Annotated in this window: 17 protein-coding genes; 9 read left to right on the top strand and 8 right to left on the bottom strand. The window is 58.6% G+C overall.

What is annotated here, in order from left to right; all coding sequences use genetic code 11:
- The first annotated feature begins 81 nt into the window (after positions 1-81).
- Entirely contained in the window at positions 82-1,752 is a 1,671-nt protein-coding gene (locus tag ACQQ2Q_RS19325; RefSeq protein WP_428188762.1) for a BCCT family transporter, read from the top strand.
- Here the strand turns inward: ACQQ2Q_RS19325 and ACQQ2Q_RS19320 are convergent.
- From ACQQ2Q_RS19320 to ACQQ2Q_RS19300, 5 genes are all read right to left on the bottom strand, one after another.
- Positions 1,729-2,751 carry a DNA topoisomerase IB gene (locus ACQQ2Q_RS19320; protein ID WP_428188761.1) on the bottom strand — a complete coding sequence of 341 codons (1,023 nt, stop codon included), beginning with the start codon at positions 2,749-2,751 and terminating at the stop codon, positions 1,729-1,731. The genes ACQQ2Q_RS19325 and ACQQ2Q_RS19320 overlap by 24 nt on opposite strands.
- Before the next feature lie 88 nt (positions 2,752-2,839).
- A complete protein-coding gene (locus ACQQ2Q_RS19315) occupies positions 2,840-3,994 on the bottom strand; it encodes a serine hydrolase domain-containing protein (protein ID WP_428188760.1) in 1,155 nt (384 codons plus the stop codon).
- A gap of 19 nt (positions 3,995-4,013) precedes the next feature.
- The gene (locus tag ACQQ2Q_RS19310; protein WP_428188759.1) at positions 4,014-4,397 is read right to left on the bottom strand and encodes a thiamine pyrophosphate-dependent enzyme; all 384 of its coding nucleotides are present in this window, start codon (positions 4,395-4,397) and stop codon (positions 4,014-4,016) included.
- A 237-nt stretch (positions 4,398-4,634) separates the two neighbouring features.
- On the bottom strand, positions 4,635-4,925 hold the full coding sequence (locus ACQQ2Q_RS19305; RefSeq protein WP_428188758.1) for a hypothetical protein: 291 nt from the start codon (positions 4,923-4,925) through the stop codon (positions 4,635-4,637).
- Between the two features lie 160 nt (positions 4,926-5,085).
- A complete protein-coding gene (locus ACQQ2Q_RS19300) occupies positions 5,086-6,006 on the bottom strand; it encodes a helix-turn-helix transcriptional regulator (RefSeq protein ID WP_428188757.1) in 921 nt (306 codons plus the stop codon).
- A 193-nt stretch (positions 6,007-6,199) separates the two neighbouring features.
- Here ACQQ2Q_RS19300 and ACQQ2Q_RS19295 point away from each other — a divergent pair, with 193 nt between their 5' ends.
- Both ACQQ2Q_RS19295 and ACQQ2Q_RS19290 read left to right on the top strand, forming a co-directional pair.
- On the top strand, positions 6,200-8,428 hold the full coding sequence (locus ACQQ2Q_RS19295) for a TonB-dependent receptor (RefSeq protein ID WP_428188756.1): 2,229 nt from the start codon (positions 6,200-6,202) through the stop codon (positions 8,426-8,428).
- Between the two features lie 2 nt (positions 8,429-8,430).
- Entirely contained in the window at positions 8,431-9,705 is a 1,275-nt protein-coding gene (locus ACQQ2Q_RS19290; protein WP_428188755.1) for a RhtX/FptX family siderophore transporter, read from the top strand.
- 85 nt (positions 9,706-9,790) lie between these two features.
- On the opposite strand, the gene ACQQ2Q_RS19285 is transcribed toward ACQQ2Q_RS19290, so the two are convergent.
- From ACQQ2Q_RS19285 to ACQQ2Q_RS19275, 3 genes are all read right to left on the bottom strand, one after another.
- Positions 9,791-11,170, bottom strand: a complete 1,380-nt coding sequence (locus tag ACQQ2Q_RS19285) for an aspartate aminotransferase family protein (protein ID WP_428188754.1) — start codon at positions 11,168-11,170, stop codon at positions 9,791-9,793.
- A gap of 32 nt (positions 11,171-11,202) precedes the next feature.
- Positions 11,203-12,699: an NAD-dependent succinate-semialdehyde dehydrogenase gene (locus tag ACQQ2Q_RS19280; protein ID WP_428188753.1), complete on the bottom strand. Its 1,497-nt coding sequence runs from the start codon at positions 12,697-12,699 to the stop codon at positions 11,203-11,205.
- 121 nt (positions 12,700-12,820) lie between these two features.
- Positions 12,821-13,303, bottom strand: a complete 483-nt coding sequence (locus ACQQ2Q_RS19275; protein WP_428188752.1) for an Lrp/AsnC family transcriptional regulator — start codon at positions 13,301-13,303, stop codon at positions 12,821-12,823.
- A 106-nt stretch (positions 13,304-13,409) separates the two neighbouring features.
- Here ACQQ2Q_RS19275 and ACQQ2Q_RS19270 point away from each other — a divergent pair, with 106 nt between their 5' ends.
- The 6 genes from ACQQ2Q_RS19270 (at position 13,410) to eutA (ending at position 18,820) form a co-directional block, all read left to right on the top strand.
- Positions 13,410-14,795 (top strand): PLP-dependent aminotransferase family protein, encoded by a 1,386-nt coding sequence (locus ACQQ2Q_RS19270; RefSeq protein WP_428188751.1) that lies wholly within the window; start codon positions 13,410-13,412, stop codon positions 14,793-14,795.
- Between the two features lie 121 nt (positions 14,796-14,916).
- A complete protein-coding gene (ehuA, locus tag ACQQ2Q_RS19265; RefSeq protein ID WP_428188750.1) occupies positions 14,917-15,702 on the top strand; it encodes an ectoine/hydroxyectoine ABC transporter ATP-binding protein EhuA in 786 nt (261 codons plus the stop codon).
- Between the two features lie 62 nt (positions 15,703-15,764).
- On the top strand, positions 15,765-16,613 hold the full coding sequence (gene ehuB, locus ACQQ2Q_RS19260) for an ectoine/hydroxyectoine ABC transporter substrate-binding protein EhuB (RefSeq protein ID WP_428188749.1): 849 nt from the start codon (positions 15,765-15,767) through the stop codon (positions 16,611-16,613).
- Between the two features lie 102 nt (positions 16,614-16,715).
- Positions 16,716-17,375 (top strand): ectoine/hydroxyectoine ABC transporter permease subunit EhuC, encoded by a 660-nt coding sequence (ehuC, locus tag ACQQ2Q_RS19255; protein ID WP_428188748.1) that lies wholly within the window; start codon positions 16,716-16,718, stop codon positions 17,373-17,375.
- A 3-nt stretch (positions 17,376-17,378) separates the two neighbouring features.
- Complete coding sequence (ehuD, locus tag ACQQ2Q_RS19250; RefSeq protein ID WP_428188747.1) at positions 17,379-18,041, top strand: ectoine/hydroxyectoine ABC transporter permease subunit EhuD; 663 nt, start codon at positions 17,379-17,381, stop codon at positions 18,039-18,041.
- Positions 18,041-18,820 carry an ectoine utilization protein EutA gene (gene eutA, locus ACQQ2Q_RS19245; protein WP_428188746.1) on the top strand — a complete coding sequence of 260 codons (780 nt, stop codon included), beginning with the start codon at positions 18,041-18,043 and terminating at the stop codon, positions 18,818-18,820. The genes ehuD and eutA overlap by 1 nt, the downstream gene beginning before the upstream one ends.
- The last annotated feature ends 1 nt before the right edge of the window (position 18,821 follow it).

Below are 18,821 nucleotides of genomic sequence, written 5' to 3'. Positions count from 1 at the left end.
AGTCCAATATCCACCCGGTCTCTGGACCAGAGATCACTGCGTGCAAGCGCCCGCCTGTTATAGGTTTGGGGGCAATTCATCATGGCAGGGACAAACACCACGAGACGGCTGGACATATTGGTCGTGGGCACAGGATTTTATCAGGGGTTCAATCCCGTTGTCGCGGCGGTCACGACTTTGCTGGTCGGCGCACTCGTCTTGGCGCTGGTCGCCGCGCCAATTGCCTCCGGCAACGTGCTGGATATACTCAAGCATATGACGCTCACCTTTTTCGCCGGCTGGTACGTCTATCTTCTCGCCATCTTCGTGATTTTCTGTCTGGTGCTGGTCATGCTTCCAGTCGCAGGCCGCATTACGCTTGGCCCGGACGGCGCTCCGCCCCGACACAGCACGGCAGCGTGGTTGTCGATGATGTTCTGCTCGGGCATCGGTATCGGCGTGCTGGTCTTTTCTGTGAGCGAACCGATTTCCCACTTCAAGACCAATCCTGCCCTGCTGGAAGGGGCCGTCCTTCCCGGATCCCACGATGCGGCCATCTCGGCCATGCGCTTCGTCTTTCTGCATTGGGGTTTATCGGCATGGGCCTGCTATGCGGTAACCGCATTGGCACTCGGTCTCGCCTGTCACCGTTTCGGTCAACCCATGGCCATGCGGTCGGCGGTTGCACCATTGTTCGGCAAGCGGCTTGAAGGAATGGGAGGGCATATTGTCGATGTGCTCTCGCTGATGGCGATCATCGCTGGCATCACCACCACCATCGTGCTTGGGCTCGAACAGATTTGCTCCGGCCTGTCCGTGCTGACCGGCAATGCCTTCTTTGCAGATCAGTTTGGCAATCCTCCGCTTGCAGCGCTCCTGACGATGCTGGTGGTCTCGATCTCGTGTGCCATCGGCTCGATCATTTCCGGGCCGCATCGCGGGGTCAAATGGGTGTCGCAGCTCGGTATTCTGATTGTCTTTGCCGTCTTGCTCGTCTTCGTGATTTTCGGTGGCGGTGCCGAACTGTTCAACGTCTTCATCCAGTCGTCCTGGCGCTATGTGACAACTTTACCGGCGCAGATTGCCACGCTCTATGACCCCGCCGGCTCACTGACGTCTAAAGCCCAAAGTGAGTGGCAAAACCAGTGGACGGTATTTTACTGGGCGTGGTGGATTGCGTTTTCACCCTTTGTCGGCCTGTTTCTGGCCCGCATATCCTATGGCCGCTCGGTGCGCGAATTCATCCTCGGTGCCATGCTGGCACCCGCAGCCATGTGCTTCGTCTGGTTTTCAGCCACCGGAGGTTCGGTCTTGCTGATGGAACTCGATGGCCGCGCTGCCGGGCGCATATTGGAGGCGGAACATGCGTTTCGGATCTACGCCGCCGTCGATGTGATGCTCGAAAACGCAAGCAGCTTCGCCTATGTGGTCAAAGCCGTGCTGGTCTTCCTGTTTCTGGTGCTGATCATCGCCTCGTCGACGGCTGCGATCATTGCCATCAAGTCCATTGGGGCGGCCGGCAGCGACCATGGCGAAACGCCGTTTCACTCCATGACCTGGGCTGTCGTCATTGCCGCTATCACCGGCGCGGTCATGGCCGTTGGAGGTGTGGATTCCATCCGCGACGTCATGATTGTCGGCGCGGTGCCATTCTCCTTCATCATGGCCCTGATGCTCGTCTCTGTGGTCCTGATGATTGTCGAGGCTGCCCGAACCTCCAGACGGGATCGACCACCACTCGGCCAGCCCTCAGTCGCTCAAGAACTGCAATAGCCGCTGTTCCATCGATCTTAAACCTTGCCTTGGGCGTTGAGGGGTCGAAACTATGCCGGTGAGCAATCTCGCCAGTTCCGGATCGCTTGCCAGCTGCAGCACTTTTGGGTGGATGTAGCTTTTACGGGAGACTGCCGGGGTATTGGAAAGTTCGGCTGCTGCCGCTTCCGACATGCTTTTGACGGTTGGTTTTTCGTCTCTGCCGATCGCCTCTGCCGCCTGGCTGAAGGCCGCAACGGTTCCACCCCATGTGCGGAAGGTCTTGGCCGAAATGGCAACGCCACTGATGTCGCAGAGATAGCGGTTCAACTGACCGGAATCGACCGGATGAATGTCTCCGTCACCGTCTTGCCATACGAAGAGTTTGCGACCGGGCAAATCGGCGATGCGCTCCAGTATCCGCTGCAATCGTGGCACACGCAGCTTGTGGCGAACCCTGCGGCCTCCCTTGGCCGTGAATTTGAGTTCCAGCCCTTCGTCGAACGACAGGTGGCGTTTGAGCAGGGTGGTTGCGCCATAGGTGCCGTTGGTCTCAAGATAATAGCTATTGCCCACCCGCAGATGCGCAGCATCGAGCAGCAAGACAAGCGCTGCCAATGTTGCGGTCTGGCTATCTTCGGTCCGTTCTGAGTCCAGCCGGGCCTTGCGCCGGATCCTCGGCAAGACCTCGCCGAAAGATCGAAGCTCGTGATATTTCCGCTCATCCCTCAGGGCCTGCCAGTCGGCATGATAGCGATATTGTTTGCGTCCGCGATCATCGAGGCCTGTTGCCTGCAAATGACCGTTTTCGAGCGTGCAGATCCAGACGTCACGATAGGCGGGCGGTATGCCGAGCGCCTTGATCCGCTGCCTGATCTGCTCGTCGCTGAGCAAATCGCCGGATGGCAATTTATAGCAGAAACCACGCCCCCGACGGTGGCGTGTAAGACCGGGATCCTGATCGCTCACATAGACCAGACCTGCCTTGCGCAGGATCCGTGGTTCAAGACTGTCACTCATCGCTTTACTGAAACCTGATCAACCATCCAGCAGTAAAGCCGAAAGCTGTCGCCATGTTCCCGAGCGCGTGATTTTCCGGCTGTGGGCTTTATCTGGCTCTGACGTCTTTGCCGATCGAACGGAAGATATCCAGATTGAGCGCATCCAGATCGTCATCGGCAGGTATCGGCTGACAGGAAAGCTTGACGATGGTCAGACCTGCAACCGGATCGACATAAATCCACTGACCATGGATGCCGATGGCGCAGAATTCGCCCGGGACCTGATCCGGAATATACCACTTCGAGCGGTAGCGGGCCGAGGCAAAGAGGTCGGTCATGTCGCCACGCGCCCATGGCCCGTGGTCGCCACCCTCCAGAATATCGTCGATCCAGGTCTGCGGTATCACCTGGCGGTCGCCAACGCGGCCCTTCAGGCGCATCAACTCGCCGATGCGGGCAAGATCCGAAAGCGTTGTGCAGATACCGCCTGCTGTTCGTGCACCGCCCTGCCGGTCGACGGTGATCAATCCGTCTGTGCCGGCACCCATCGGCTGCCAGAGATAGCGCGTGAGAATGTCTGCCATGGAAAGCCCGCTGGCGCGCTCCAGAATCCAGCCCAGCGCGTCGGAATTGGGCGAAACATAGTGGAACTTGTCGCCATGTGCACCCTCTCCGCGCCGCATGGTGGCGATGAAAGCGTGCAGACCACCTTCATAGGCAAAATTGCCCTCCGGGTCCCAATCCATGGCGACGCGGTAGCGGGAGACATCGCCCTTGGGGTCGAGATAATCCTCGTTGAATTCGATTGCGACGGTCATATCGAGAACGTGGCGGACGGTGCAATCGCCATAAGCGGTGCCAGCCAGTTCCGGCAGATAGTGGATCACCGGAAGGTCGACATCAAGTTCGCCGCGCTCGACAAGCACACCGGCAACCGTGGCCGTGATCGACTTGCTGACGGAAAAGACGATATGTGGCGTATCGGCATCCAGCGCCGGGCCATAGCGTTCGGCAACAATCTCACCCTCGCGCAGGATCATGAAACCATCGGTAAAACTCGCATCCAGCGCTTCGCTGACAGTCTGGCCGGACGATAGCCGGATTGCATCGAGATCGAGGTCTGGCCCATGGGAGAGCGGCGCTGACTGCATCCCCGCCTTGATCGTATCCGTCTTCACCAACCGATCGACATGGCTGAAGCCCCATGTGTTGTGGGGCGCTTTGCGCCAATTGGAAAGGGTTGCTTGCGGTGTCTCGGTCATATCAAGGCTCACATTGTGTTCAGGCAAGAAATTCGGCGCTTTCGCGAAGGTGGATGACTGTCGGTCCATCCGCACGGAAGGCATTGGTCACGGCGGCTTCCAGTTCGATATAGTGTTCAGACACTGCCGTATAGCAACCGCAAGCCTTCGCCAACGCCCCGAAATCCGGATTGCGCTGATTGACGCCAATGGTTGGAATATTCCGCTCCATCATCCCATGTTGTTCCAAAGAATACGCGAATCTGGGCCAGACTATTGTTGTCCCAAAGAATGACGGCGAGGGGAAGCTTGTTTTCGACAACCGTTCCAATTCCTCCAGCGTGAATTGAAACCCACCATCGCCAACGCTGACGGCGACCGGTATTTCTGCAGCCGCGATCTTGCCGCCGATCGCTGCCGGCAAGGCCTAGCCCAGTGTGCCGAAGCCGGCTTGCGTTCGTTCAGCAAACGATTGCGATCGCCTCTCAGCTAAACGGTTGCATGGATTGAAGCAGTGCACTGATCTTCATGGTGGTGAAGTTTGAATAGCCGTCAGACACGGCATGGGGCAGGGCAATCATGGCATACGCCCATGGATCTTTCTCGGAAAGGACGTCATGTCCCAGAAAGCGCACTCGGCGCTTAACGTCATCATAGCTGCCTACAGGATTGGGAAAGGAGAGGGGCAAGACTGATATCCTCTTTGTGTCCTGGCTGAAATTGGAACGGCCTGACGTCTTGGTGTGACAGGTAAGGCAGGTTCGGCCAGAGCCTCCACAAGGCCTTGCTGGGTACGCATACCCCGTTGAACCTGTATGCCGAGTGACCGGACAATACCCTGTATCGTCTCACTCAAAGCAGGATTGTTCAGAACGCCGGCGTAATCCATCCTTTGCCGTGCCAGTTCTGCATCGGCAACATCGATTTGGCGGTCGAGAGAACCGGAAGACATGGCGTCCTCCTTGTTTGGGTCCACGGTGAATTCCGCCCTGAAAATAGCAACGCGATGCAATGGCTGCCATCACTGTGAAGGTGGGAACGGGAGCGGGCTTTCCAATGCCATCGTGGAGATCGGGGCGCTCATGTGAAGCTTTAGGACACAGGTTGTTCTGTCATCTTGTGTTGCCGGACGTCCGGGCAGACCGCCTGAGGTCCATCGGTCGCATGCCGTAACGTTTGCGAAAGGCGCGACTGAAATAGGCGGGATCGTTGAACCCGAAGTCCAGCGCGACTTGTGTGACCGAAGCAGATGCCCCTCGCAACAACAGTGCCTCCTTGGCGGCATCCAGCCTGCGCTCAAGCAAATAGCGCGAAAAGGTCGTGCCTTCGCCATGCAGCAGTTTCTGTATGGATCTGGGTGACACGCCTTCAGCCTTGGCAATATCGGCAAGGCAAAAGCCACTGTTCGTCAGTTGCTTTGTAATTCGTGCCTTTATGGATGCAAGCCGCCCCGGTGCGCCGCCGCGTTCGCTGCCGTCTGCCAGTTCTGCAGCAAGCACCGGCAGCAGTTGATAGAAATGCCGCACCATCATTTCCGCCTGAATTTCGCTTTGGCGCTGTTGTTGAAGCAGATACCCGGCATAGGTGATGAGGAGCTGAAGCGGCAGGCAGTCATGCGCGATCGGGCGCATCACGATTGCCGATAGCTGCTGAGCCGTACTTCCCAAGGCATGACGGGGCAAATAGGCACAGTCGAGCCGTCCGCCCTGCGGAAGGGCGATCGACAGAGGATGTCCAGCCGTCGCAAACAGGACTTCTGCGCGCGCGGCCTCGGCATGCTTATCTTGCTGGGCCACATGCAATGGTCCGTCCATTGCGCGTATAATAAGAATTCCGGACTCGGAAAGACCGTTGGCAGACAGCTTCACCTGTTGTTCCGGCAGATAGAGCGTGGTGATGGCAACTCCGCCATGGGCCCAGAACAACCCGCGTGTCCCCGCAAGCCGGTCTTCCATTTCGGTTTCCACGTCTCCCATCATGTCTCGCAGGATCAGCCTCCAGAGCGGCCTGGAATCGTCCGGAGCTGTCTGCATTCCGAATGCAAGAGGGGTGAGCTGCCTGACATGCTGCACTGTGTACAAACTCCGTTTCGTTCGCCCTGGTCCAAATCCGGTTCGCGACTGTCTGCGCATTGCCGAGGGGATCTCTATAAACATGACTATATTAATCGTGTTTTACAACGACCTTCTCGATAAGACTTGGGTCAGTGATTTCAGGGGTAGTTCCATGCGTTGGAGAATTGGACTGGGTGTATCGATATTGACGCTTGCGGTGGCGATGCAAGCGCATGGGCAGGAGGCAGACAACACTGATCTGCAAGCGGCAGATGGGGACGACGCCACAGTGCTCCAGGCCATCACGGTCACAGGTAGCCGAGCGCCGCAACAGATCTCCGAAATGGCAAAGACAATCCATGTGGTTGCCGCGGAAGACATCCAGGCCCGTGCCCGTTCCGGAGAAAGCCTCCCGCAGATACTGGCCCAGGAAATCCCAAGCTTCGACGCGGCCAGCTATGGTTCACGGACCTCCTATGGCCAGAACCTTAGAGGTCGCACGGCGTTGGTTCTTCTGGATGGCGTGTCGCTGAATTCCACGCGTGGTGTCAGCCGGCAATTTGATTCTATCGATCCGTTCAACATCCAGCGTGTCGAAGTCCTCTCCGGCGCCACCTCGATCTATGGCGGCAATGCCACCGGGGGGATTATCAACATCATCACCAAAAAGGGTAAGGACGCTGAGGAAGGCGTGCACGCTGAAGTCACGACAGGCTTCGAAAGCGGTTTCAGCGGCAGTCATGACCTCGACAAGAATGCCGCAGCGGCAGTGACCTACAACAAGGGCGACTGGGACGGTCGCATCTCTGTCGCTGGCAGTGGAACCGGTAATTATTACGATGGGTCCGGAACGATGCTGGTGCCCGACATCACTCAAACCTCGACGGCGTTTAACAAGCGTGTCGACGTCATGGGCTCGGTCGGTTACCAGATCGACGTCAATCGGCGCGTTGAATTCAGCGGCCAGTATTTCGATAGCGAACAGGATTCCGATTACGGGATATTCTTCGGGACCAACCTGGCTGCACTTGCCGATCCGAGCCTGTTTGAAACGCGCAGCGGCTACGCGTCGGATTTCGATCCCCGCACGCGCCGCGCCATGCTCAATGCCACCTATACCGACGACGATTTTCTGGGGCAGAGCCTTTTGTTGCAGGCATTTTATCGCAACGAAAAAGTACGCTTCCACCCGTTTCCAGCCTCAACCTATTTTTACGGCAGTTCCCAAGATACCGACTATTACGGCATCAAGGCCGCCTTGGTGGCGGAGCCGACCGACAGACTGCGCATCACCTATGGCATTGACGCAGACAGGGATTCATTCTCATCGAGCCAGAACATCTTCGACATGGCAACGGCGATGGCCTCCGGCGCCATGGATTTCGATACGGTCGGCGTAACCGGGCTTTATCCGGCGATCGATGTGACAACCGTTGCTGCCTTTGCCGAGGCGTCCTTCGATGTAACCGATGCTCTGAAGGTCAGTGGCGGTGTGCGCTATCAGTATGTGAACACCAAAGTCGGCGATTTTGTAGGCGTTGCCCAGCAGATTGCGATCCTGCAAGGCTCAGCGACATCTGCAGACGCAATCCCCGGAGGGTCGACCGATTATGGCGATTTTCTGTTCAATGCCGGAGCAACCTATAGCGTCGACGCTGACCAGCAGGTCTATGCCAATTTCAGTCAGGGTTTCGAACTGCCTGACCCCGCGAAATACTATGGCATTGGCAACTACAGCCTCGCCGGCGGGCACTACACCCTTACCGACAGCGTGAATGTGGGCGATTCGGCACTGGAGGCGATCAAAACCAATTCCTTCGAAATCGGCTATCGTCTGGATGACGGTACATACAGCTTTGATGCCGCCGCTTTCTACTCGCTCTCCGACCGATCCATAGCGCTCAATCGCACAACGCTTGCCATCGAAATGCTGGATCAGAAACGGCGGGTCTACGGGATCGAGGGCAAGGTCGGGGCCAAGCTCGATAACGGCTTTGACGTCGGCATGCTGGGCCAGTGGATCAAGACTGAAGTGAAGGACGATGATGGCTGGAGCAAATATACGGTCGGTTCCTCCAGCGTCTCCAAGCTCGGCGCGCATATCGGCTGGAAAGGCGAGGCCCTCAGCGTGCAATTGCAGGGCCAGCATGTGTTCGATCTGTCCGACAGCGATGGATACAAGATCGACGGCTATACACTCTTCGATCTGACGGGTGCCTATCGTGTGGAAAGCATGGATGCGACCCTGAACTTCGGCATTCATAACCTCTTCGATAAGGATTACACCACCATATGGGGCCAGCGTGCCAAGGCCCTCTATGGCGCTTTGGCCGATGAATCGATCTTCGACTACAAGGGCCGCGGTCGCACCTTCGCCGTATCGCTGACCAAGGTATTTTAAGCATGGTTGGTTCCGCATATGATTTGCAGGCCGGCGGAGACGTTCCGGCGGCCAGGGCCTTGTCGACGCGGGCACGCCGTCTCTATGCCGTACTGGGCGGCCTCTATCTTGCCCAGGGTATACCCTCCTATCTGCTGCTTGTCGCACTACCGCCTTTAATGCGTGAAAGCGGCGCTTCACGAACGGCCATCGGGCTGTTTTCCCTGCTGATGCTGCCACTGATCCTGAAATTCGTTGTCGCGCCTTATGTGGACCGAACCGCGCTGATCGCCCGCTTTGGACATCGTCGCGGCTGGGTCATTCCCACACAATTGCTGGTCAGCGCCCTGATAGCCTCCATGGCGTTGATCGATCCCTCACAAGCAGGGCCGCTCTTTATGATCGGCTTCCTGATTACGGTTCTCTCGTCGTTGCAGGATATCGCAACCGACGGATATGCGGTGCGGCAACTGGATGAGTCCTCCCGTCCCGTTGGCAATGCCATCCAGGCAGGATCGATTGCCCTTGGCGTCATTCTGGGCGGTACGCTGGCGCTTGTGCTATTTCACAAGCTTGGCTGGCAGCCGACCATTTTACTGGTGGCGGGACTGTCGCTGTTACCACTCTTCGCGACAATCTGGATGCGTGAGACGCCGGATCTTGAGCCCGTTGAAGGCAGGGCTCGGGCTAGCCTGCGCGGCTTTTTTGCGAGGCCGAGCGCTTGGCTGGTTCTGGGCTTTGCGCTGACTTACCGGGCAAGCGAAGGCTTGGTGCGCGGCATGGAGGGCCCGTTCCTTGTCGATCTGGGACTGCCGGTCGACTGGATCGGTTATCTGTCAGGCGCTGCTGCGGCGACGGCGGGTTTGGTTGGGGCGGCCATGGCTGCGCTGATCATTCGCCGTGCGGGGCTCACGACGACACTGGTTTTGCTTGGTCTTCTTAGAACGACATGCTTTCTGGGCTTCACCCTCAGTGCGGCGCATATTTTGCCGGGCTTCATGTTCGCCATGACCGCCTCCGCCTTTCAGACGCTGATCCGCTATATGGAATTGGTTGCCATCTATTCCTTCTTCATGCGCTCGTCCTCTTCAGATCAGCCGGGAACGGATTTTACAATTTTGACCTGTGCGGAACTGGTGGTGTATCTGCTGGGGTCGTCAGTCGCCGGCTTCCTTGCCGACAGGTTCGGCTATTCCGCCCTGTTTGGCGGCGCCACGCTGATCTCGTTACTGGGTATAGGTCTGGCATTTTATCAACTGACCCGCCTCAAGAAGTCCGAGGCTCTACCCAACATTTGAGACCGGCAGAAAAAATCCGCCCCGTGTTCCGGGACGGATTCGTTTATGTCTGCGAAAGGACTGCGGCTCTCGCCGGGCAGTGATTTCAGAGGCCTTCAAACACCTCATCAACGGCAGCAGCAGCTGCCTTGACGACGACGTCGGCTTCTTCCCGTGTCAGGCAGAGTGGCGGTGCAAAGCCGAGGATATCGCCCTGCGGCATGGCCCGGCCGATAACGCCCCGTGCTGCCATGGCGGCTGCGATCTGCGGGCCGATTTTGGCTGACGGTTCGAAGAACTTGCGGTCATCGCGATCCTCGACGAACTCGACGGCAGCCATCATGCCGTCGCCACGCACTTCACCGACATGCTTGTGGTCGCCCAGCGCCTTGGTCAGTTCCGCGCGGAAATAGGCTCCGGTCTCGCCGGCATTGGTGACCAGATCGAGCTCATCAATCAGTTCAAGATTGGCAACGCCTGCGGCAGCGCAGATCGGATGGGCCGAATAGGTCCAGCCATGGCCCAGAGCGCCCATCTTGTCGGACCCTTGCACCAGCACCTGCCACATCTTGTCAGAGACGATCGTCCCGGACAAAGGTGCGTAGGCCGACGTCAGGCCCTTGGCGATGGTGATCAGGTCCGGCTTCATGCCGTAGTGGTCGGAGCCGAACATGGTGCCGAGACGACCAAAGCCGGTCACGACCTCGTCGGCCACAAGCAGAATGTCATACTTGTCGAGCACGGCCTGGATTTTCTGCCAGTAGGTCGCAGGCGGCGGCACAATGCCGCCGGTCCCGAGGATCGGCTCGCCGATGAAGGCTGCAATCGTATCCGGGCCTTCCGCAAGGATCATCTCTTCCAGCTTGTCTGCGCAGTCCTGGGCGAACTGTTCTTCGCTCATGGAGCGGTCAGCACGACGGAAGTAATAGGGTGCTTCGGTGTGCAGGATCGGTGCGCGCGGCAGGTCGAAGGCGTTGTGGAACAGTTCAAGCCCGGTCAGCGAGCCGGTCATGACGCCCGAGCCGTGGTAACCGCGCCAGCGCGAGATGATCTTCTTTTTCTCCGGGCGACCGAGAATGTTGTTGTAATACCAGATCAGCTTGATGTTGGTCTCGTTGGCATCCGATCCAGACAAGCCGAAATAGACACGGCTCATGCCTTCGGGTGCCCGGTCGATGATCATCTTGGAGAGCGTGATCGACGCCTCCGTGCCGTGACCCACATAGGCATGGTAATAAGCGAGGTTCTTGGCCTGGCTTGCAATGGCGTCGGCAATCTTCTGGCGACCATATCCGACATTCACGCAGTATAGGCCGGCAAACGCATCGAGGCTCGTCTTGCCCGTGGTATCGGTAATATAGACCCCTTCACCACCGGCGATCACGCGGGTCGGCATTTCGCCGCGCGCATGCATGCCCATATGAGTGGACGGATGGAAGAAGTGGTCCCGATCCCAGGCGGTGAGTTCGTTACTTCTGTCGAGCATATCTTTTCCTTTCGTGGTGTCTTCTCGCCCGGTCAGGCGGCCGTATCGATGCAGAGATATTTGAGTTCGGTGAAGGCCTCCATGCCGTGGCGGGAGCCTTCGCGGCCGATTCCGGATTGCTTCCAGCCACCGAAGGGAACGGGGGCGCCGGTGATCTTCACCCGGTTGACGGCCACCATGCCATATTCGAGCGCACGGCAGAGACGCCGCTGGCGCGCACCATTGTCTGTCACGACATAGGCAACCAGCCCGTATTCGCTGTCATTCGCCCGCGCGACCACCTCGTCCTCTTCGTCAAAGGCGCAAACGGCGGCCACCGGACCGAAGGTTTCTTCGCGCATGATCAGGGCGTCATCGGGGACATCGGTCAACAGCGTTGGCTGATAGAAGAGCGGGCCTGTCTTGTCGCGCGCGCCACCGACGGCCAGCTTAGCGCCGCGGGAAATCGCGTCCTCAACCTGTTCCTCGACCTTTCGGACAGCACGTTCATGCATCAGCGGTCCGATCTCCGATCCTGCCTCAAGTCCCGGTGCTACCTTCAAAGCGGCAATGCGGGCGGCAAAGGCTGCGCAAAAATCGTCCATCACGGCGCGCTCGACATAAATGCGGTTGGCCGCCAGACAATCCTGGCCCGAGGTTGCGAATTTCGCATTGATGGCAATGTCGACGGCTTTGCTGATGTCGGCGTCAGCGAAGACGATGAGCGGTGCGTGCCCGCCCAGTTCCATCACCAGCCGTTTCATGGTCGGGGCGCATTGGCCAGCAATCATCTTGCCGATGCCGGTCGAGCCGGTAAAGCTCATGGCCCGCACCCGCTTGTCTTCGCAAAGCCTGCCGACAATGGTGGCGGCATCGCCGGTTAAAACATTGAAGACGCCGGCTGGAATGCCTGCCCGCTCGCCAAGTTCGGCCAGCGCCAGAGCGGAGAGTGGCGTTTCGGCAGACGGATGAACGATCGCGGTGCAGCCGGCAGCCAAAGCTGCTGCGGCCTTTCGGGTAATCATCGCCAGCGGGAAATTCCAAGGTGTGACAATGCCGATGACACCAAGCGGCTCGCGGCTGACGCTCATATCGGCGTCCGGCAGATGGCTGGTGACGCTTTCGGCATTGAGCCGTTTGCCTTCCTCTGCATACCATTCGACGAAGGCGGCGGCGTAGTCGATTTCCCCTTGCGATTCAGCGAGCGGCTTGCCTTGTTCCAAAGTCATGATCAGTGCCAGATCGTCCTTTGCCGCGACGATCAGATCGTACCATTTGCGCAGGATCGTTGCGCGTTGCTGCGGAAGCAGACTGGCCCAGGGCTTGAATGCTCTCTGCGCGGCGGTGACGGCCCGCTCGGTCTCATCGCGGCCAAGCGAGGCGACCCATGCAAGCGTGGCCCCGGTTGCGGGATCGGTCACTTCGAATGCCTTTGCATCGCTTCCAGCCGTCCACTGTCCGTCGACATAGGCAAGCTGACGCAGCAAGGGGCGATCAGTCAGGCGGTTGAGGCCATCATGGAAGTCGGCGCGGGCAAACACGGCATTCATGTGCGGATCTCCTCGGCGGTTGATGATCGCAGTGTGTCACGCATACGGCGAGAGATTGTCTGTTCCGGGGGAGTGCGGCAGACAGCTGGACCAAAAAGACCACGCCAAAGAGAGAGATTGTCTACTGCGCTTGCGGCAAAAGCATATCCAGCGGCAGCTCGGTTTCCTCCTTCACTGTCTTGGTGACAATGTAGGTGAAATAGCGGTCGATGCCGAGTTCGCGGCCAAGCAGGCTGTCCACCAGACGCTGATAGGCGTCGATATCGCAGGCAACGATTTTTAAGATGTAATCGACGCCGCCGCCCACCGACCAGCAAGCGGTGATCTCGGGCGTGGCCGCAACCGCGCGTTCAAAGCGATCGAAGTCGGCCTGCCGATGATTGGCAAGTGTCACTTCCATCAAGACGCTGGCAACCGGCGCGATGCGACGCACGGCGACACGGGCGTGATAACCGGAAATGACGCCCGCCTTTTCCAGCTTGCGTAGCCGCATCCAGCAAGGCGTCGGCGACAGACCGGCCTTTTCGGCAAGAGCAAGCTTGGTAATCCGGCCATCAGCCTGAACGGCAGCCAGAATGCGAAGATCAATCGCGTCGAGTTTCATGCAAATGGGGTCCCGCAGTGCGGCAAATCGTGTCAAATTCTGGAAAAACAGAATGGGGACGCATTTAGGCATTGTCAATTGATATGATGTTTTGCACTGTCATATCATGACAAATTGGCAGCCTGATCCTTCGCAACTTCGTCGTCCGGCCTATCTTTCGTTGGCTGAGCAGTTTTCTCGTGCAATCCAGCAAGGGGATTTGCCCAATGGCGCCCGCCTGCCCACCCATAGGCGACTGGCGGAAGACCTTCATCTGTCAGTGCAGACCGTCAGTCGCGCCTATGACGAACTGATCCGCAGGGGTCTCATCAGTGGCGAGATCGGGCGCGGCAGTTTCGTGCAGACGCAGGCCAAGGAGCCTGCAACACCCTATCTGCCCGAACGCCTTGGCGAACTCATCGACCTGTCGATCCTGAAGCCGGTCTGCGAGCAGATCCATCTTGACCGCATGCGCGAAGCCTTTGGTTGGTTGGCCGACAATCTGCCAGCGACGGCTGCACTTTCCTTCCGCCCGAACACCGTCTTTCCCCGCCATCGCAAGGTCGCGGCCGATTGGCTGGCATCGTGCGGGATCGTGGTTTCGCCGCTCAATATCAGCATCACCAATGGGGCGACGGCGGCAATGACCGTGGCCATCATGGGTGCTGTGCCTCCCGGATGCACCATGGCGGCTGAGGCGATCAGCCACCATACGCTGACACCGCTCTGCAGCTATCTCGGAATACATCTGGAAGGCCTGCCCATTGACGATGAGGGTATGATCCCGGAGGCGCTGGACGAGGCCTGTCGGTCGGGCGTCATCCGCGCTGTATTTCTGCAACCTTCGGTGATCAACCCCACCGCAACCTTGATGGGTGCCGAGCGCCGTGCAGCGCTTGCCGAGGTGGCGCGCAGGCATGACCTGGCGATTATCGAAAATGATATTCTCGGACCACTTGTTGAAGGGCGGGCACCGCCGATGGCGGCCTTTGCGCCAGAGCGGACGATTTACATCACCAGCTTTACAAAGATTACTGTTCCGGGATTGCGGATAGCCTATCTGACCGCTCCTGACCGCTATATTTCGGCAGTGACCAATCGGCATCTGGTCACCAACTGGATGGCAACGCCGGCAATCGCCGAGATTGCCACACGCTGGGTGGAGGACGGGACGGCAAAAGCGCTTGTTCAGTGGCAGCGCGATGCACTCTTAAAACGACACGCCATTGCAGACGAGAAGCTGTCAGGGCTTGATTATCACTGCCATCCACAGAGCCTGCACATCTGGCTCAAGCTGCCGCAAGGGCACACCGAAAACGGATTCGTCTCCCAGGCGCGTCTGCGCGGCGTGGCGATTGCCCCCGGCCTGTCGTTCCGAACCACGCCAGACAGCGATCATCCGGCCGTACGCATCTCGCTCGGATCGACGTCGGAATCGGAATTGCGTGCCGGTCTTGGAATAATTGCCTCTTTATGTCTCGGAAACCCGGAAGCGCTGGTGCACGCGATTTAACGCAACTGGCCATTTTTTGGGCATCCCCGAAAATATTGTACTGATATTATTATACACATTGACATGATTTAAAGCGCTGTTCATCGTTAGGCCACTTCGGGGACTAGAGGGAAAGACGCAAATGACTGCGCCGATCATCCGCATAGACAAGATTACCAAGAGTTTTGGTCCGCTGACCGTGCTCGACGGGTTGTCCATGGATGTCATGCCTGGAGAAAAGTTGGCGCTGATCGGCCCATCCGGCTCCGGCAAGACGACCATCCTGCGCATCCTGATGACGCTCGAGCATATCAATGGCGGCCAAATCGAGGTCGACGGCGACCAGCTCTACCACATGCAAAAAGCCGGTGCGACGGTGCCAGCCGACGAGCGCCATCTGCACAAGATGCGCGAAAAGATCGGCATGGTCTTCCAGCACTTCAACCTCTTTCCGCACAAATGCGTGCTCGACAATGTGACGCTTGCCCCCATGCTGACCAAGGGTGTCTCGCGGGCCGACGCCGAAGCACGGGCCATGGAATTGCTGGACATGGTGGGGCTGGCGGACAAGGCGAAGAGCATGCCGGCCCAGCTTTCCGGCGGTCAGAAGCAGCGTGTCGCCATCGCCCGTGCACTGGCTCTGTCGCCAAAGATCATGCTGTTCGACGAAGTCACGTCGGCGCTTGATCCGGAACTGGTGGAAGAAGTGCTGAGCGTGATGCGCAGGCTGGCCGCCGAAACCGACATGACCATGCTGCTGGTGACCCATGAAATGGGCTTTGCCCATGACTTTGCCGACCGGGTGCTGTTTTTCGACAAGGGGAAAATCGTCGAACAGGGCAAGCCGGACGACATTTTCAGTCATCCGAAGGAAGAGCGCACGCAGGCCTTCCTCAAGAAGATCATCGCGGCGGGGCACCGCGTCTGAGGCCTTTTCGCCCTGGATATTGCCCCGAGCAATCTGACAATCAAAACAATGGAGTGGGAAACATGAAATCACGTCATCTCGTCACATTCGCCGCAAGTGCTGCGGCTCTGGTGGCCCTCTGGGTCGCGCCGGTTTCCGCCGATGAAAACAAGCTGCAGGAACTGAAGGATCAGGGCTTTGCCCGTATCGCCATCGCCAACGAGCCGCCGTTCACCGCAGTCGGTGCCGACGGCAAGGTTTCCGGTGCCGCACCTGATGTTGCACGCGCCATCTTCAAGAAATTGGGCGTGCCGGATGTGGTCGCCTCTATTTCGGAATACGGCGCCATGATCCCCGGCCTTCAGGCTGGTCGCCATGACGCCATCACGGCCGGCCTGTTCATGAAGCCTGAGCGTTGCTCGGCAGTTGCCTATTCCGAACCGATCCTTTGCGACGCAGAGGCCTTTGCGCTGAAAAAGGGCAATCCGCTCGGCCTGAAAAGCTACAAGGATATCGCTGACAATCCGGATGCCAAGATCGGTGCGCCAGGCGGCGGTACGGAAGAAAAGCTGGCCCTTGAAGCCGGTGTGCCGCGCGACCGCGTGATTGTGGTGCCGGATGGCCAGAGCGGCATCAAGATGCTGCAGGATGGCCGCATCGACGTCTATTCGCTGCCGGTTCTGTCGATCAACGATCTGCTGTCAAAGGCTGAAGACCCGACGCTGGAAGTCGTGGCACCCGTCATGGGCGCGCCGGTCTATTGCGACGGCGCTGCGTTCCGCAAGGGTGATGAAGCCCTTCGCGATGCCTTCGACGTCGAACTCGCCAAGATGAAGGAATCCGGTGAATTCGCGAAGATCATCGAGCCCTACGGCTTCTCGGCTGCAGCGGCGATGTCGACCTCGCGCGAAAAGCTGTGCTCCGCGCAGTAAGCTTCGTCTCGACCTTTCCCGGCCCCCGCATTGGAAATTCAGTGTGCGGGGCCGGGCAGGCCACTTGATACGCGATGTCTCTGATATGGGAAGCCATCCAAGATGATTGACTGGGCCGGTTATATCGGGCTGATCCTGCAAGGGGCGCTCGTCACGCTTGAACTGACCGTGATGGGCTCGGCACTTGCGCTTGTTGCAGCCTTTACCGCCGGGCTGGGCCGGGTCAGCCGCTTTCGGGCTGTCCGCATACTGGCAACCACCTATGTCGAGTTCTTTCGCGGCACATCGATCTTCGTCCAGTTATTCTGGGTCTATTTCGTTTTGCCCTTTGCCGGAATTACGCTCACGCCGCTTCAGGCAGGCGTTCTGGCCCTGGGCCTCAATGTCGGGGCTTATGGCGCAGAAGTGGTGCGCGGCGCGATCAAGGCGACGGGCCGCGAACAGAAAGAAGCCTGTGTCGCGCTGAACCTGACGCGCTACCAGTCCATGCGCCATATCATCCTGCCACAGGCGCTGCCGTTGATGCTGCCGACATTCTGCAACAATGCCATTGAGCTGCTCAAAGGGACGGCGGTCGTTTCGTTGATCTCGCTCAGCGACATGACCTTTCAGGCGCAGGTGGTGCGGGCGCAAACGGGCAGCACGCTCATTCCGTTCGCAACCATCCTGGTTCTCTATTTCGCCATGTCCTGGCTGATTGCCCGCGGCATGAAATGGCTGGAGCGGCGTGTGACACGCGGCCTTGACGGGGTGAGGGCTTAAACCATGGAATGGGATTGGGAATTCGTCTGGCAGATCCTGCCAACCCTGTTTGAAGGCTTCAAGATCACTTTGCTGGCCACAGTTCTCGGCGCAGCCCTGGCGGCTGTGATCGGACTGGTCTTTGCCATTTTGCGCATGACGGCTCCAAAGCCGATTGCGCGCGCCACCGGTTTCGTCGTCGAATTCATTCGCGGCACGCCGCTGCTGGTGCAGCTGTATTTCATCTTCTTCGTGTTGCCGGATATCGGCATCCGCCTTCCAGCACTGGTGGCCGGCGTCATCGGCCTTGGCATCCATTACGGCACCTATGTCGCCGAGGTATATCGCGGCGGTATCGAAAACGTGCCGCGCGGCCAGTGGGAAGGCGCCAAGGCCACGAACCTCACCACACGTCAGACCTGGTTCCATGTGATCCTGCCGCAGGCGATCCCACCCATGATCCCGGCGCTCGCCAACTACATGATCGCGATGTTCAAGGAAACACCGCTTCTGTCGGCTATTACCGTGCTGGAACTGATGAACCAGGCAAAGAGCATCGCCAACAGCAATTACCGCTATATCGAGCCCATGACTCTGGTCGGCGTGTTCTTCCTCGTCATCAGCCTGATCTCGGTGATGTTCCTCAAGCTGCTGGAAGCCCGCTATTCCAATCAGGATGATCACTGATGGCGCATGGCGTTCCCCTTCAGCTGGCCTCCAGACCGCCACAACTCGATGACCGGCCGCTTGAGAAACGTATCGGGCTGATCATCCTGTCGACCGATCACACGACAGAGCCGGACTTCAGCCGCATGGTCGCAAGCGACCGCATCGGGGTCTATGTGACACGCATCCCCTATGCCAATCCGGTGACCTCTGAAAACCTGCGCGCCATGCAGCCATCTTTGACCGAGGCTGCCGGACTGATCCTGCCTGACGAGACACTCGATGTGGTGATGTATTCCTGCACGTCGGCATCGGTCGTCATCGGCGACCGCGAAATTGAAGCAGCGATCAAGGCGGCCAAGCCTGAAGCTCAGGTGGTCACGCCCACGGCTGCTGCCGTCAAGGGATTGCGCGCGCTCGGCGCCAAACGGATTTCTGTGATGACGCCCTACACGGTCGGGACCAGCACGCCGATGGCCGATTATTTTTCCGGACTCGGCTTCGAGATCGACCGCTTCACCTGCCTTGGCCTTACCGATGACAGGGAAATGGCCCGTATTTCGACCGACGAAATCGTGGCCTTCGCCAAGCAATCAATGGCACCGGGTTCCGATGCGCTGTTCATCTCCTGCACGGCGGTCCGTGCGGCATCTGTGATCGCGGAAATCGAAGCTGCGGTCGGCAAGCCTGTGGTCTCCAGCAATCTGGCGACTGCCTGGGCCTGTCTGCGCCTTTGCGGGGACGATGCCGAATTGCCCGAACTCGGTCAGTTGATGGCGCTGCCATTACCAAGAGAATAAA

Source organism: Agrobacterium sp. ES01 (assembly GCF_050320885.1).
Lineage (GTDB): Bacteria > Pseudomonadota > Alphaproteobacteria > Rhizobiales > Rhizobiaceae > Allorhizobium.
Note: the sequence above shows the minus strand (reverse complement) of the source record. Positions and strands in the feature narration are given on the sequence as shown.